At 64.6% G+C, this 15,003-nt stretch carries 11 protein-coding genes and 5 pseudogenes; 12 read left to right on the plus strand and 4 right to left on the minus strand.

Translation table 11 applies throughout. From position 1 onward, the window contains the following. Positions 1–42: 42 nt before the first annotated feature. Complete coding sequence (locus YO9_RS0104930) at positions 43–567, minus strand: MarR family winged helix-turn-helix transcriptional regulator (RefSeq protein ID WP_016996496.1); 525 nt, start codon at positions 565–567, stop codon at positions 43–45. A 90-nt stretch (positions 568–657) separates the two neighbouring features. After that, positions 658–2,405 (minus strand): annotated as a pseudogene (locus YO9_RS0104935) (AMP-binding protein). A gap of 182 nt (positions 2,406–2,587) precedes the next feature. On the opposite strand from YO9_RS0104935, the pseudogene YO9_RS0104940 reads away from it, so the two are divergent. The 8 genes and pseudogenes from YO9_RS0104940 to YO9_RS0104965 all read left to right on the plus strand — a co-directional run bounded on the left by YO9_RS0104940 (position 2,588) and on the right by YO9_RS0104965 (position 10,351). Then, positions 2,588–3,785: pseudogene (locus YO9_RS0104940) on the plus strand (acyl-CoA dehydrogenase family protein). 243 nt (positions 3,786–4,028) lie between these two features. Beyond that, positions 4,029–5,410: pseudogene (locus YO9_RS0104945) on the plus strand (glycine--tRNA ligase). Between the two features lie 7 nt (positions 5,411–5,417). Continuing rightward, on the plus strand, positions 5,418–5,690 hold the full coding sequence (locus YO9_RS20605; RefSeq protein WP_317259754.1) for a hypothetical protein: 273 nt from the start codon (positions 5,418–5,420) through the stop codon (positions 5,688–5,690). Continuing rightward, the gene (locus tag YO9_RS0104950) at positions 5,687–6,376 is read left to right on the plus strand and encodes an N-acetyltransferase (protein ID WP_317259755.1); all 690 of its coding nucleotides are present in this window, start codon (positions 5,687–5,689) and stop codon (positions 6,374–6,376) included. The genes YO9_RS20605 and YO9_RS0104950 overlap by 4 nt, the downstream gene beginning before the upstream one ends. A gap of 196 nt (positions 6,377–6,572) precedes the next feature. Continuing rightward, positions 6,573–7,970 carry a sugar porter family MFS transporter gene (locus YO9_RS0104955; protein WP_031272706.1) on the plus strand — a complete coding sequence of 466 codons (1,398 nt, stop codon included), beginning with the start codon at positions 6,573–6,575 and terminating at the stop codon, positions 7,968–7,970. Between the two features lie 65 nt (positions 7,971–8,035). Continuing rightward, positions 8,036–8,434, plus strand: a complete 399-nt coding sequence (locus YO9_RS16890) for a galactokinase family protein (protein ID WP_223286118.1) — start codon at positions 8,036–8,038, stop codon at positions 8,432–8,434. Continuing rightward, positions 8,410–9,432 (plus strand): galactokinase, encoded by a 1,023-nt coding sequence (locus YO9_RS0104960; RefSeq protein WP_016996498.1) that lies wholly within the window; start codon positions 8,410–8,412, stop codon positions 9,430–9,432. Before YO9_RS16890 ends, YO9_RS0104960 begins: the two co-directional genes overlap by 25 nt. Before the next feature lie 85 nt (positions 9,433–9,517). Further along, positions 9,518–10,351 (plus strand): hypothetical protein, encoded by an 834-nt coding sequence (locus tag YO9_RS0104965; RefSeq protein ID WP_016996499.1) that lies wholly within the window; start codon positions 9,518–9,520, stop codon positions 10,349–10,351. Here the strand turns inward: YO9_RS0104965 and YO9_RS16895 are convergent. Together YO9_RS16895 and YO9_RS0104970 are read right to left on the minus strand one after the other, a co-directional pair. Beyond that, positions 10,317–10,577, minus strand: coding sequence for a Txe/YoeB family addiction module toxin (locus tag YO9_RS16895; RefSeq protein ID WP_223286119.1), 261 nt, complete (start codon positions 10,575–10,577; stop codon positions 10,317–10,319). The two genes, YO9_RS0104965 and YO9_RS16895, sit on opposite strands and share 35 nt — an antisense overlap. Beyond that, entirely contained in the window at positions 10,574–10,822 is a 249-nt protein-coding gene (locus tag YO9_RS0104970; RefSeq protein WP_016996500.1) for a type II toxin-antitoxin system Phd/YefM family antitoxin, read from the minus strand. The genes YO9_RS16895 and YO9_RS0104970 overlap by 4 nt, the downstream gene beginning before the upstream one ends. 113 nt (positions 10,823–10,935) lie before the next feature. On the opposite strand from YO9_RS0104970, the pseudogene dusB reads away from it, so the two are divergent. The 4 genes and pseudogenes from dusB to YO9_RS0104985 all read left to right on the plus strand — a co-directional run bounded on the left by dusB (position 10,936) and on the right by YO9_RS0104985 (position 14,924). Then, a pseudogene (gene dusB, locus YO9_RS0104975) lies at positions 10,936–12,123 on the plus strand (tRNA dihydrouridine synthase DusB). Then, positions 12,107–13,444, plus strand: a pseudogene (locus tag YO9_RS0104980) (deoxyguanosinetriphosphate triphosphohydrolase). Before dusB ends, YO9_RS0104980 begins: the two co-directional pseudogenes overlap by 17 nt. Before the next feature lie 92 nt (positions 13,445–13,536). After that, positions 13,537–14,004 carry an MFS transporter gene (locus YO9_RS19740; protein WP_262925591.1) on the plus strand — a complete coding sequence of 156 codons (468 nt, stop codon included), beginning with the start codon at positions 13,537–13,539 and terminating at the stop codon, positions 14,002–14,004. Next, on the plus strand, positions 13,893–14,924 hold the full coding sequence (locus YO9_RS0104985) for an MFS transporter (protein WP_262925592.1): 1,032 nt from the start codon (positions 13,893–13,895) through the stop codon (positions 14,922–14,924). The genes YO9_RS19740 and YO9_RS0104985 overlap by 112 nt, the downstream gene beginning before the upstream one ends. Positions 14,925–15,003 lie beyond the last annotated feature (79 nt).

Here is a 15,003-nt window from a genome sequence, read left to right on the forward strand (position 1 = left end):
GAACTGCATCCGGCCTTCTGAGCTTCTTGAAGGCCAGATGAACTATGGGGCGGAGGTTTCTTCGAAGTCGCCGGAGCGAGCGCGGAATCGGCTCAGAATACCGATCAGGGATTCGACCTCGTCCGGTTCGAAACCCGTCTGCAGGAACAACTCCTGGTTCAGGGCCTCGGTGGCCTCCTTGGCGGTCTTCTTGCCTTTGGCGGTCAGCACAATGGTCATGGCGCGACGGTCCGTCTTGAGCGGTTCACGTTTGACCAGGCCGGCGTCCTCCAGACGATCCACCGCATTGGTCACCGATGTCGGGTGGACCTGGAGAAGGGCGCTGGCCCGCTTCATGAGCATTTGCTGCTCCCTGGTGAAGCTCAGCAGAGCGATGAGCTCGTAGCGGGCGAAGGTCAGCTTGAAGGGTTTGAGCACCTGCTCGGCCTCGGCCAGCAGGATCTGCTGGACACGCATGATGGCCGTGACGGCAGCCATGGGACCCGAGGCTTCTTCCCAGCCGTTGCGCACCCAGTTGCGCTGGGCCTCCGCAATCGGATCTTTCGTGAGCGTACGACTATTGGACATTGGACCATTCTATTCCGGGGGTTGGGGGACTCTGACCGGGGGAGGAGAAACGGCCGCGGCGCTGGTGCGCCGCCGGCCGCTGTACGCGTTCTAGCGCTTGAGTGAGAGGTCCTCCTCGCGGAATTCGGTGCCGTAGCCCTCGGGAGCCTCACCCGATTCGGACCGCTGCTCCTCTGCTTTGCGCAGCTCCACGCGACGAATCTTGCCGGATATCGTCTTGGGCAGTTCCAAGAACTCGATGCGGCGGATGCGCTTGTACGGGGGAAGCTTGCTCAGGCAGAACTGCAGGATCTCCGTGGCCGTCTCCGTGGTGGGTTCGTACCCGGAGCTCAGGGTTACGAAGGCCTTGGGGATCGCCAGTCGCAGCTCGTCCGGAGTGGGCACGATGGCCGCTTCCATGACGGCCGGGTGCTCCACCAGAACCGATTCCAGCTCGAACGGTGACACCTTGTAGTCGCTGGACTTGAACACGTCGTCCGCGCGGCCCACGTAGGTGAAGATGCCGTTCTCGTCCCGGGAGACCACGTCACCGGTGTGGTAGAGACCGTTGCGGAACACGTCGTCGGTCTTGGCCTTGTCGCCGTAGTACCCGCGCATCAGACCCACCGGGCGGGGATCCAAGCGCAGGCACAGCTCGCCCTCCTCCGCTTCCTCGTCGGTCATGGGGTCGATGAGCACCACGTCGAAGCCGGGAAGCGGTACGCCCATGGAGCCGATCACGATGCGGCGTCCGGGGGTATTGGCCACCTGCAGGGAGGATTCCGTCTGGCCGAAGCCATCGCGAATCGTGCAACCCCAGGCGCGATTGACCTGCTCGATGACCTCAGCGTTGAGGGGCTCACCGGCCGAAACGGTCTTCTTGGGTGGGGTCTGCAGCAGGCTGAGGTCCGCCTTGATGAGCATGCGCCACACAGTGGCGGTGCGCACAGACTGGTCACGCCGATCTTGTCCATCACGCCCATGAGCGCGGCGGCGTCGAACTTGCGGAAGTTGTACACGAAGATCGTGGCCTCCGCGATCCAGGGGGCAAAGAAATTCGACCACGCGTGCTTGGCCCAGCCGGGCGAGGCCACGTTCAAGTGGATGTCGCCGGGCTCCAGTCCGATCCAGTACATGGTGGACAGGTGACCCACGGGGTAGGAGGTATGCGTGTGCTCCACGAGCTTGGGCTTGGACGTGGTGCCCGAGGTGAAGTAGAGCAGCAGGGTCTCTTCCGCGCCGGTGGGGGAGTCCTGGGTCAGTTCGGGTGAGGCATCGTAGGCCTCGTTGTAGTTGATGACCTTGCGGCCACCGGCATCCGGGTCCTTGATCTGATCGGCCGGGGTATAGACGCCAGGAACGTAGATCACGGTGTAGTCGCCGTCCACCGGTGCGAATTTGGGAGCGTCCTGCATACCCACGATCGCCCACTTGGCTTCGGCGCGGGTCACACGGTCTTCCAAGTCCGTGGGTCCCATTTGCGTGGTGGTGGGAACCATGACGGCCTCGAGCTTGATGCAGGCCAGCATCGACTCCCACAGCTCCACCTGATTGTTGAGCATGAGAATCACGCGGTCACCGCGCTGCACACCCTGCTCCCGCAGCCAGTTGGCCACCTTGTTGGAGTCTCGGCTGAGCTCGCCGAAGGTCCGGCGCAACTCTGAGCCGTCCTCCTCGAGAATGATTAGCGCATCCTGGTCCTTGCGCCCGGGCGATGCCGCCACCTGATCGAACCAGTCGAAGCCGAAGTTGAAGTGCTCGAAGCGAGGCCACACAAACTCCTCGCGGGCACGCTCCCAGTCCTGCTGGAGCGACACCAGGTGGTCACGGGCGGTGCGAAATTCGTTCGTCACGGTCATGGCTTTCGGGGCCTCCTAGATATGCGGTCGTGGTCCTGATGTGCCGTGCTCACCGGGTGGCAACAACGGCGCTGACGTGTCCGTTCCAAAAAAGTGTGACTCACGACACCACAAATATACTTGGAAGGCCTATAGTTGGAAAGACCACAATCGGAATACCGAGAAATTTGAGGACCACGATCATGACCAGCGCGACCCTCTCCCACTCCGGTGATGCACCCCAAAGCCTTCTGCCGGACGTAGACCTCCTGCATGTGGAGTCACTGCTCGATCCCGCCGAACGCGAGCGCTTGGCCGTGATCAAGGAGCACCTGCAGGCCCACGTGCGTAAGCAGTCCATCGACCGTGGAACCGTGAGCACCTGCCGACCGAGCTGCTGCCCGCGCTCGCGGAACTGGGACTCGGCAAACTGTTCCTGGACGGTTCGTCGCGGTTGTTCCAGGGCATCGTGCACTCTCAGATCGCCCGTGCGGACGTCTCACTGTCCGCCCTGATTGGCATCCACAACGAGCTGATCGTCGGCACGATTGCGGAATTGGGCTCGGAGGAACAGAAGGCGCAGTGGTTGCCCGGACTGTCCGAACTCACGCAGTTGGGTGCTTTCTGCCTGACCGAACCCACCCACGGTTCGGACATCGCTGGTGGCCTGGCCACCACCGCCACATTGGACGGTGACGAATGGGTCATCCAGGGAGAGAAGCGCTGGATCGGGGCCGGTACCGTGGCCGCGGTCGCCCTCGTGTGGGCTCGTGACACCGCGGACGGTCTGATCAAGTGCTTTGCCGTGGACACCACCCATCCCGGTTACACGGCCACGAAGATTGCCAACAAGATGGGTCTGCGCATCATGCAGAATGCGGACATCGTGCTCAACGAGATCCGCGTGCCCCGCACCGCGCTGCTGCCCGGCGCCATCAGTTTCGACGCCGCCAACGAACTGCTCAAGGACTCCCGCGCGTGGGTCGGCTGGCAGGCCGTGGGCGCTCAGCAGGCCATTCTCGACATCCTGCGCGACTACTCGCTGGAGCGCGTGCAGTTCGGCAAGCCGCTGGCGCGTTTCCAGGTGATTCAGCAGACCATGGCGGAGATTGCCGGCAACCTGGCCGCAAGCTCCGCGATGATGGTCCAGATGGCACGTCTGCAGGAGACCGGCGAGCTCGAAATGATGCACGCGGCCATCGCCAAGTCCACGGCCACGCGCCTGGGTCGCCAATCGGCGTCCTTGGCGCGCGATGCGCTGGGTGGCAACGGCCTGCTGAGCGACTACGAGATTTCCAAGGTGCTGGCGACCTCGAGGCCATTTACACCTACGAGGGCAGCTATCACATCAACGCGCTCATCGTGTCCCGCGCGTTGACCGGCGTCTCCGCGTTCGTCTAAACGCCACAAGGGTAACCGCAACGAAGACTCGTCTGACTCGCCCCGAACCGGCGAGTTAGGCGAGTTTTCTGCGTAATGGCTACCCTGGAACCGAGACGTCATCTCGGGCGTCTCGTTCGTGGTGCCGAGCGCACGAAAGCCGCCCCGCGGCGTCGTCGTCAATAGCGCCCTCAAGAACCACCCAACTGATTCCACGCGCGCGGCCGCAGCCAGCGGTCGGGCGAGAAACGGATGTGAGCACGCATGGCTGCCAAAACCACCCTGGACAATGTCATCTCCCTGGCCAAGCGCCGAGGTTTTGTCTTTCAGGCGGGTGAAATTTACGGCGGTTCGCGCTCCGCGTGGGACTACGGACCCTTGGGCGCGGAACTGAAGGAAAACATCAAGCGTGAGTGGTGGCAGACCTTCGTGCGCGGCCGCGCGGACATGGTGGGCTTGGACTCGTCCATCATCCTGCCCTCGGCCGTGTGGGAAGCCTCCGGTCACGTGGAGACCTTCACCGACCCGCTGGTCGAATCGCTGCACACCCACAAGCGCTACCGTGCCGATCACCTGCTCGAGGCCTACGAGGCCAAGCACGGTCACCCGCCCGTCAACGGCTTGGCGGACGTGAAGGATCCGGAGACCGGCCAGGACGGCAAGTGGACCGAGCCGCAGCAATTCTCCGGCCTCATGAAGACCTTCCTGGGCCCCGTGGACAACGAAGAGGGCAAGCACTACCTGCGCCCCGAGACCGCCCAGGGCATCTTCGTGAACTTCCTCAACGTGCTCAACGCATCGCGCAAGAAGCCGCCGTTCGGCATCGGCCAGATCGGCAAGGCGTTCCGCAACGAGATCACCCCGGGTAACTTCATCTTCCGCACGCGCGAGTTCGAGCAGATGGAGATCGAGTACTTCATCCACCCGGACGACGCCAGAAGTACTTCGACGAGTGGGTCGAAGCGTGCTGGGACTGGTTCGTGGACCTGGGCGTGAACCCGGACAACATGCGCCGCTTCGACGTGCCCGCCGATGAGCGCGCGCACTACTCTGACGGCACCATCGACATCGAGTACCGCTTCGGTTTCCAGGGCTCCGAGTGGGGCGAGCTCATGGGCGTTGCCAACCGCACGGACTTCGACCTGTCCAACCACACCGAGCACTCCGGCGACAAGATGCAGTACTTCGATCAGGCCTCCGGCGATCGCTACACCCCGTACGTGATCGAGCCGTCCTTCGGCCTGACCCGTTCCATGATGGCCTTCCTGGTGGACGCCTACGTCGAGGACGAGGCGCCCAACACCAAGGGCGGCGTGGACAAGCGCACCGTGCTCAAGCTCGATCCGCGCCTGGCCCCGGTCAAGGCCGCCGTGCTGCCGCTGTCCAAGAAGGACGACCTCAAGCCGGTCGCCCAGAACCTGGATGCCGAGCTGCGCCGCCGCTGGAACATCGACTACGACGACGCCGGCGCCATCGGCCGTCGTTACCGCCGCCAGGACGAGATCGGCACGCCGTTCTGCGTCACCGTGGACTTCGACACCCTCGAGGACCAGGCCGTGACCATCCGTTCTCGCGACGAAATGACGCAGGAGCGCGTTGGCCTGGACCGCGTGAGCCAGTACCTCGCCGAGCGTCTCGAGAAGTAAGGACCGCATGAGCATCGAGTACCGTCCGTGGCGCGAAGACGACGACCTCCGCTTGCTGGAGGTCTGGCCGGACGCGCCGTCGGCTCCCGCCCAAGCCTTCCGAGCCCGTTTGGGTGCCGACGACGACGCCGCTTTCTCCCGCACGCTCGTGGCCACCGATGACGGTGTGCCCGTGGCGGCGGGAGTGGTGTACGAATCCCCGTGGCACCCGCAGCGACTGTGGGCCTACGTGGAGGTTGCCCGGATCGTCAACGCGAAGGAATCGGCCGAGAGCTCGTGACCCGGTTGCGCGCCGAAGCCGAGCAGGCGCCGTCGGGCGTCAGCGCGCTGCGCACCCGCGTGACTCCGGAGTCGGTCGGGCAGCAGTTTGCTCAGGCCGAGGGGCTACGTCCAGCTATGCGTTCGCGCGTCGTCCGTGTGAACGCTGGAGCGCTGCCGATGCCAACGCTGGGGCAGAACGCGGACGGTACTCCCGCTCAGACCGTTGAGGATCTCGCGACCGGTTCCGTGGAACTTACGCGCGCCGTGTGGGAGTTCTACCGTGCGGTGCACGAGTGGGATCCCGTGGGCGAGATCGGGATCGGGGCGGTCAATCAGCAGTTGTTGTCGGACAAGGCCGGTGCCTTCGGTGCCGTGGTGCTGCGCGACGGGACTGCCGCTTCCGGTGGCAAGGCTCCCATTTCGGCCTTTGCCGTGAGCTACCGCCCGTTCGATCCGCACAACCCGAATCAGGAACCCGCCGAATTCGAGGCCGCTGACGTGCTTCTGGGCTACGTACCCGGTGCAGAAGGCAGCGAAGCGGAAACCGGTGAGGCCGTAGAGAAGCTGCTGGCCCTGCTCGTCAACGACTATCCGGTAGAGCTCGAAGTGGACGACTCCATGACCCCGCTGGTGGCGGTGGTGGACAACCTGCTCGAGGCCGGCGTGGCGCACGTGGTCACGGAGACGGTGACGCTGGTCGACTAAACCCGGCTACAGCGATTTGAAAGCAGCTGGCTAGGACCAATCCTTGGAACTGAACAAGGTGTCCGCGGCCAGCTGCTTTTCTTTCAGGGAAGTTGTCCGCGCCGCTCATATTTAGGAGTGCAGTGCCGTTCTGCCGGCCGAGTTTAGCCACCGGGTGACCGTCAGTGGTATGACGTTCTATGGAGAAAGGACGGCCATGTCATTACAAACGGCGCACGCGGAGAGCAAACCGCCCATGAACAGGCGGCTCAAGCTGATTGCCACGGTGGCCACGTTCGGTGGTTTGCTGTTCGGCTACGACACCGGAGTGATCAACGGTGCACTGCCGTCCATGGTGGACGACCTTCAGCTCACACCGTTCCTGGAGGGTCTGGTCGCGTCGATCCTGCCGTTCGGTGCGGCGTGGGGCGCGGCCTTCGGTGGCAAGCTGGCCGATCATTTCGGGCGTCGCCGGGTCCTGCTGATTCTGGCCGTCGTCTTCGTCATTGCGACCATCGGCTGTGGAACGGCCCCGACCGTCACGATCCTCGTGGCGTTCCGCTGCATCCTCGGCCTGGCTGTGGGCGCGGCCTCCGTAATCGTCCCGGTGTTCCTCGCAGAACTGGCGCCAGCGCACCTGCGGGGCAGAGTGGTGGCACAAAACGAGCTGATGATCGTGGGCGGTCAGGCGCTCGCATTCGTCTTCAACGCCGGACTCGCTACCGCGTTCGGCCACATCCCGCACGTGTGGCGCTACATGTTGGTCCTCGCCACCATCCCCGCGCTGATCCTGTGGGTCGGCATGATTGTGGTCCCCGAGTCACCGCGCTGGCTGGCCCGCAACGGATCCGTGGACCGCATGTTCGAGGTGCTCCGCCGCATCCGAGAAGACGCCTATGACCCGGGGGAGGGTGAGACCGTCCTCCAGCTGGCCGACGAGGACAAGAACCGCCCCACCGCCCGAGTCATGGACTTGGTGCGGGTCCCATGGATCCGCAGGATCTTCATCCTGGGCGCCTCGATGGCCATCATCAACCAGATCTCCGGCATCAACGCCATCCAGTACTACGGCGTGACCGTGCTCCAGGACGTCGGTTTCGGCGGCAACGGCGCCTTCTACGCGAACATCATCCCGGGCGTGGTGGGTGTCCTGGCCGTGGGACTGGCCATGTACCTGCTCAAGTACGTGGGCCGGCGCAAACTGTTGTTGATCGGCCTGGTGGGCACGGCGACGTCGTTGACCGCCTTTGCGCTGTCCTACCTGCTGATCCCGGAAACCAACGAGGCGCGGGCGTGGGTGATCCTCGCGTGCATCGTGGTGTTCGTGGGCTTCATGCAGTGCTGCATCGGCACGGTGACGTGGCTGTACATGTCCGAGATCTTCCCGCTGAACGTGCGCGGGGTTGGCATGGGCGTGTGCGCGTGGATCCTGTGGATGATGACGTTCGTGGTGGGCCTGACGTTCCCGATTCTCACCGATTCGCTGGGCGTTGGGTACACGATTCTGATCTTCGTGGTGCTGCAGGTCATCGCGTTGGTGTGGGTGTACCGGGTGGCCCCGGAGACCAAAGACAAGTCGCTGGAGGAGCTGGAGCACTACTTCCGCGCCGGGTAGGGGACAATGGTTTGTCAGCCCCGTCCGCCGCACCCCGGTGTCAACGCCATGTGAGGAATCCGCCCGTGTCCTGTGAGCTCAGCGAAACCGCCACACCGGAAGATTTCGCGCGTCCGCGGTGGGTCGGTCAGCCGGATGTCCTCGAGCGGGCACAGCGGTTGAGCCAGAAGTTCGAAGAGGTCTACGGCCGCGCACCGGTGGGTGTGTGGGCCGCGCCCGGTCGCGCCAATCTCATGGGCGAGTACGTGGATTTCTCCGGAGGCATGTGCCTTCCGTTCGCGCACCAGTACGTCACGTTGACGGCGGCCGCGCCTCGTGAGGACGGCGTGCTCAACGCCCAGTCGATGCAGGACGCGGACGAGTCCGTGGCCGATGACCGCCCCCGGTCCACCCGCATCAACGACATTGAACCCGGAGCCATCTCCGCTGGTTCGGGTACGTGGCCGGCGTGGCCTGGGGCATGAATCGCGTGGCGTGCGGCGATTCCGCGCATCCGGTAGCGGTGCCTGAGCTCGGTCTTCCTTCGTCCTTCGGTGCGGACCTCATGGTGGATTCCACGGTGCCGATCGGGGCCGGGCTTGCCTCATCCGCCGCCCTCGAATGCTCCGTCGCGCTCTCGCTGTTCTCCTTGAACACCGGCAACGATCATCCGGATGACGCCCTGCGCCGTGCCCTCGCACGCGCCTGCATGGACGCGGAGAACTACATCGTGGGGGCCAACACGGGCGGCCTGGACCAGACGGCATCCCTGCGCTCGCACGCGGGGGAGATCCTGGCCCTGGACTGCCGCGATTTCGACGTCGTCCGATTGCCCGCCGATCCCGCGCTCGCCGGTCTCACGTGGCTGGCCGTCGATACGCGCGCCCCGCACAAGCTGGCAGACGGTCAGTACAGTTCCCGCCGAACCGAATGTGAAGCCGCCGCGGCAGTTCTGGGCGTGCCTACGTTGCGCGATGCGCTTCCAGAACAGCCCACCCCCGACGACGCCGCTGCCGTCCTCGAGCGCTTTGACCACCTTCTCGATGCGGGTGCGGAGCTCACCGAGGACCGTGAGAAGACCCGGTTGAGGCTGCGACATTCGATGACCGAGATGGTGCGCTCGGTGCAGATTGCCGATGAGCTGCACTCGGATTCACCGGACTGGACTCTCGTGGGTCGTTTGCTCGTGGAGGGACACGAATCCATGCGCGACGACTGCCAGGTCACCGTTCCAGAACTCGATGCCGCCGTGGACGGGTGCCTGTCCGCGGGAGCGTTGGGCGCCAAGGTGGTCGGCGGGGGATTCGGCGGATCGGTGATCGCCCTGGTGCCGCTCGAGTCCGTGGACCGGCTGGCCGCCACCGTGCAGTTGTGCTTTGCCCAGAACGGGTTCCGCGAGCCGCTCTTTTTGACTTTGCGACCGTCCGAAGCGGGCCGCAGGATCCTAGGGACTCCGCTTCTCCCGGCACGACCTGAATGCTGAACATTCCGGGCAGAGGTTCGTCAGAATGAGGCTTGAAACAGTGCGACCCTCTGCCACAAATGTCACTCACCCCTAGGAGCCACCCTTGTTCGCAGCGGCCAGCGCCAAACGACGACTCAAGCGTGGACTCGCGGCCCTCAAAACCGGGGATACCGCAGCGGCCCGAGAATCCCTCGAGGCATCCTTGCGTACCGCGCGACTTGGTGAGGTGTGGCTGGTAGCCGGCGATGCGGCGTCGTCGTTGGGGGATCTGGCGCGGGATTCGGATGACTTGCCAGGCGCGGAACACTACTACCGGCTGGCAGCGACCCAGTACAGGCGTGCCACGCGGTCCGCGCGTTCCGTGGGCGGACGGGTGCGTTGCCTGGAGAACCTGGGCGACGTCCTGCTGCTGGAGGGGCGCCCGTGGGATGCATATCGCGAGTTCCAGGAGGGAGCCAAGGCCGCCGGGGTGGATCCGTCGCGGCCCACGGGTACGGCGGACGGTGTGGAGTTCGTCTCACGCGAGGACCTGCGCTGGACCTCGCACCTGGCCACTGCCGCCCAGGCGGCAGGGCGCCGCAAACTGGCGAACGACCACTACGAAAAGGTTCTCTCGGGCTGCGAACTACGCGGGGACATTGCCGGACAGATCATGTGTTGGAAGGGACTCGCAGCGCTCGCCGAGGACATGATGGCCTGGAAAGACGCCGCTCACGCCCTCTACAACGCCAGCAACCTCTATCCCGCGCTGCCGGATCCGGAGGCCCACACGCGGGAGTGGGTGCAATGTCTGCGGGATCTAGGAGCCGTGTACAAAACTCTGGGCCGACGCGACGAACAAGTGCGGGCGTTCAAGCTCGCCGTGCGTCTGGAGCAGGTAGACAGCTCGGCACCGAGCGCGACTATTTCTGGTAGTGGTACCGACACTGCAAGATGACAAGGTCATCATCAACGACTAGGTAAACCAGTCGGTGCTCATCAGTGATTCGTCGAGAATACGCATCCGGGATGCCGTACTTGAGACGTTCTGGTTTCCCTATGCCTTCAAACGGATCGCGGAGACAGTCATCGATCACCCGGTTGAGACGTTTGAGAACAGCCCGATCGAGACGCTGCCAGACCTTGTAGTCCTCCCAGCCGTTCGACGAGAAAACCAATCTCATGAGCGATCAAGGTCATGCTCAGTGCTAGCCCCGCGAAGCACTTCCTCATACGAGTCCAACAACCGTCGGGCGTTCTCGGGGGATCGGAAGAGGTACGCGGTTTCCTGCCAGGCAGCGTAATCTTCAGCCGCCATCAGAACGGCGTTCCCGTTCTTTGATGTGATTTCCACAGGTGCGCGGTCATCATGAACTTGTGAGATCAGGGGAAACAAAAGGCGACGAGCTTCGCTGGCGGTGATGCTCATGGCAGGTCCTTTCATAAGGGTGGTACAAAATATTGTACCACTTGAGGGTTCCCCCCGCAGGGCCACCCCGACCGCTGCGCAGGCATATCCCAATAGTGAGACAATGGCCCACGATGAGCACCATAGATCTTGAGACCGCGGACCGGGAACCGGCCGTGTTGAACCTGAAACCGTTGCAGTTGGGACCGTTGACCATTGACGTGCCCGTGGTTCTGGCACCCATGGCGGGGGTGACCAACAAGTCCTTCCGCAAGTTGTGCCGCGAGTACGGCGGGGGACTGTACGTCACGGAAATGGTCACCGCGCGCGCCCTGGTCGAACGCCGTCCGGAGTCGCTGCGGATCATTCACCACGACCCGGACGAGACGCCGCGTTCCATCCAGATTTACGGTGTGGACGCGGTCAACGTGGGGAAGGCCGTGCGCATGGTGGCGCAGGAGGACCGCGCGGACCACATCGATCTGAACTTCGGTTGCCCGGTCCCCAAGGTCACCAAGCGCGGCGGCGGTTCTGCCTTGCCGTGGAAGACCGACCTGTTCCGGGCGATCATTCGCACCGCGGTTCAGGAGGCCTCCGAGGCGAACATCCCGGTGACCATCAAGATGCGCATCGGCATCGACGATGAGCACCAAACATATTTGGACGCCGGCCGCATGGCACGCGATGAAGGCGTCGCCGCGGTGGCTCTTCATGGACGCACACTGCAGCAGCACTACTCAGGCACGGCCGACTGGGATTCGATCGCACGGCTGCGCGAAGCGCTCCCGGACATTCCCGTGCTGGGTAATGGTGACATTTTCTCGGCCGAGGACGCCGTGCACATGGTCGAACAGACCGGCGTGGACGGTGTGGTGGTGGGTCGCGGTTGCCAGGGCCGTCCGTGGTTATTCGGCGACCTGCAGGCGGCCTTCGAGGGCAGCCCCAAGCGCTACAAGCCCGGAGTCCGCAAGGTCGCGGAAACCATTTACCGGCACGCCGAGCTGCTCGCCGAGGAATTCGGAGACGAGGCCAAGGCTGCCGCGAAATCCGTAAGCACGTGCCTGGTACTTCAAGGGCTACCCGGTGGGCGGCGAACTTCGTGCGCAGATGGCGCAGGTGCCCAGCCTGGCGCGACTGCGCGAACTGCTCGACCAGCTCGACCTGGACCTGCCCTACCCCGGCAAGGATGTGGAGGGCCCTCGCGGTCGCGCGGGCAACCCTCGCAAGCCGCACCTCCCGGACGGCTGGCTGAACTCCCGCATCCTGGCGACGCAGAACGTCTGGGCCTGGTGCACGCCGAACTCGATGTCTCCGGAGGCTAACCGATTGCACACCCCTGATCGCCTGGGAATCCTGCCCGCCGGATACGCCTATGAGGACGCCGAACGGTACGTGGCCGAGAACCACCACAACCGGCACCGCTCCCACTTCGAGCGAGACCGCGCCCGCGTGCTGCACAGCTCCGCTCTGCGGCGGTTGGCCGCCAAGACCCAGGTGGTCGCACCGAGCACGGATGACTTTGTCCGTAACCGCCTGACCCACTCCCTGGAAGTGGCGCAGATCGGCCGTGAACTGGGCAAGGCTCTCGGCTGCGATCCGGACGTCGTGGATGCCGCGTGTCTCTCCCACGATCTGGGGCACCCGCTTCGGGCACAACGGGGAGACGGCGCTCGCGGCCATGACCCGGGAGATCGGCGGCTTTGAGGGCAATGCCCAGACTCTGCGTCTCCTCGTGCGCTCGAGCCCAAGATCATTACCGAGGACGGCCACCCCGCCGGTCTCAACCTCACTCGCGCCGCGTTGGATGCCACGTGCAAGTACCCGTGGAGCGCAGAGGATGCACCGCAACGCCCGGACGGTAAACCCAACCTCAAGTTCGGCGTCTACCAGGACGATCTGTCGGTCTTCCGCTGGATGCGCGAAGGCGCCATCGAAGGCCGCAAGTGCTTGGAAGCCCAGGTCATGGACCTGGCCGACGACATCTCCTACAGCGTGCACGACGTGGAAGACGCCATCGCCTCCAACACCTTGCAACTGGGGCAACTGGCTGATCCCATTGCACGTGCCCGCGTGATCGAGTGGACCCAGCGCTGGTATCTTCCGCAGGCCACCGAGGAGGAACTGGACGCGGCCCTGCGCCGTCTGGAGGCCTCCCCGGTATGGATCCCGCTCATGGACGGCTCCCGCAAGGACCTGGCACGGCTCAAGAACATGACCAGCCAGCTGATCGGCCGGTTTGCGATGTCTGCTGTGGAGGCCACGCGTGACGTGGCCGGTGACGGGCAGCTGACCCGCTATTCCGCGCAACTCGTGGTGCCGCACGAAACCGAATTGGAAATCGCAGTGCTCAAGGGCATTGCCACGGCGTTCGTGATGACCGTGCGCGACGCCCAGCCGCTCTACGACAACCAGAACGAAATCCTCACGATCCTGGTCAACGCCCTGATGGAAACGGACGGCCGGTTCCTCTCGCCCGAGTTCGCGGGGGACTGGCGCGAGATCGGTGACGGACCCGGTGCCGAGGCGGCCCGCCTGCGGCTGGTCGTGGACCAGGTCGCATGCCTCACGGATATCTCCGCCGTGGCCCTGCACGACAAGATCCGTGGCACCAATTGGCGAACGGGCGACAAGCCGCTCTGGTGAGCTTGCTCTCATTCAATGGGATTGTGGCCAGGCTAACAGGGTGGTGCGACTAGGATCACTGTGATCTGTTGCCCTATCGGAAGAGATTCCCCGTGAGCTCCACCGCTTCCTCGCCCACCGCGGGCCCCGCGCCCACCAAGGGCCTCATCCTGAAATCACCCTTGTGGGTCGCCCCGCTGTGCTGGATCGCCGTGCTGCTGGACGGTTTCGACGCCGTGGTCCTCGGCGCTGTGATGCCCGCACTGCTCGATGACGCTGCTTTCGACATGTCCACCGGCGAAGGCACCGCAGTAGCCACTGCCGGCCTGTTCGGCATGATGGTCGGCGCGCTCGGCATGGGTTGGCTCACCGACCGCCTGGGTCGCCGCAAGATGCTGATCGGCGCCGTGATCGTTTTCTCCGTGCTGACCTTCGCCGCAGCCTTCGCGCCAGCGTGCTGTGGTTCGGCGTGCTGCGTTTCCTGGCTGGACTGGGCCTGGGCGGTTGCTTGCCCACGGGCATCTCCATGGTCACCGAGTTCGCCCGCAAGGGCCGCGGCTCCAACGCCACGACCGTCATGATGACCGGCTACCACGTGGGCGCCGTGCTCACCGCAGCACTGGCCATCTGGGTCCTGGCACAGTTCTCGTGGCACACCATGTTCATCGCCGGCGCCCTGCCCGCACTGATCCTGGTGCCGCTCATGTACATCTTCCTTCCCGAGTCGCCGTCCTACCTGGCGGCCAAGGGCGATTACGACGCCGCTCGCGCCGTCGCCGCGCATTACAACGTTGAGCTCGAACTTCCGGATGCGGCGGGGGCCGGCCGCGCGGCGTCGTCGACCCCGAACGGCGAGAAGGCCAAGCCCGCGAAGCAAGGTGCGGCGCTGCTGCTGAGCGGAACGTACGCGCGCAACTCGGTGTTCATCTGGACCGCGTCCTTCATGGGCTTGCTGCTGGTTTACGGCCTGAACACGTGGCTGCCGCAGATCATGCGCGCCGCCGACTACGATCTGGGCAACTCGCTGGGCTTCCTGCTGATCCTCAACGTGGGTGCCGTGGTGGGCCTGTGGATCGGTGGCCGCGTGGCCGACCGGATCACGCCGCGCGTCGCCGGCATCCTGTGGTTCGCGGGCTCCGCGGTGCTGCTGGCCGCCCTGGCCATCAAGCTGCCGGTGTTGGGCATCTACTTCATGGTGTTCCTGACCGGTTGCTTCGTGTTCTCGTCGCAGGTGCTCGTGTACGCGTTCACCGCGGCCAACCACCCGCCGCAGGTCCGTGCGACCGCGTTGGGCATGTCCGCGGGCGTGGGTCGCCTGGGCGCGATCAGTGGCCCCATCGTGGGCGGCACGCTGCTGACAGCCGGTCTGGCCTACCCGTGGGGCTTCTTCGCCTTCGCGCTCGTGGGTGCCTTGGGTGGCGCGTCCATGCTGGGCACCAAGACGGTGGATCCGGTGGATAAACGCGTGGTCATCGACCCCGAGGACTCTCCCGCGCGGTAGGTTCCGCGCGTCGAGTCTGTCGAGAGCGGCGTCGTCCCGAGCGGGCGACGCCGCTTTTGCGTTCCCGGACTGCACAGGC

Origin of the sequence: Kocuria atrinae C3-8 (assembly GCF_000286355.1) — a bacterium.
In the GTDB taxonomy this organism is placed as follows: Bacteria; Actinomycetota; Actinomycetes; order Actinomycetales; family Micrococcaceae; genus Kocuria; species Kocuria atrinae_A.

What these genes read in the sequence shown, in the direction of transcription:
- YO9_RS20605 (WP_317259754.1), top strand. Translation starts at nt 5,418, where the DNA reads ATGAGCATCGAGTACCGTCCGTGGCGCGAAGACGACGACCTCCGCTTG.
- YO9_RS0104930 (WP_016996496.1), bottom strand. Translation starts at nt 567, where the DNA reads ATGTCCAATAGTCGTACGCTCACGAAAGATCCGATTGCGGAGGCCCAG.
- YO9_RS0104955 (WP_031272706.1), top strand. Translation starts at nt 6,573, where the DNA reads ATGTCATTACAAACGGCGCACGCGGAGAGCAAACCGCCCATGAACAGG.
- YO9_RS0104970 (WP_016996500.1), bottom strand. Translation starts at nt 10,822, where the DNA reads ATGAGCATCACCGCCAGCGAAGCTCGTCGCCTTTTGTTTCCCCTGATC.
- YO9_RS16895 (WP_223286119.1), bottom strand. Translation starts at nt 10,577, where the DNA reads ATGAGATTGGTTTTCTCGTCGAACGGCTGGGAGGACTACAAGGTCTGG.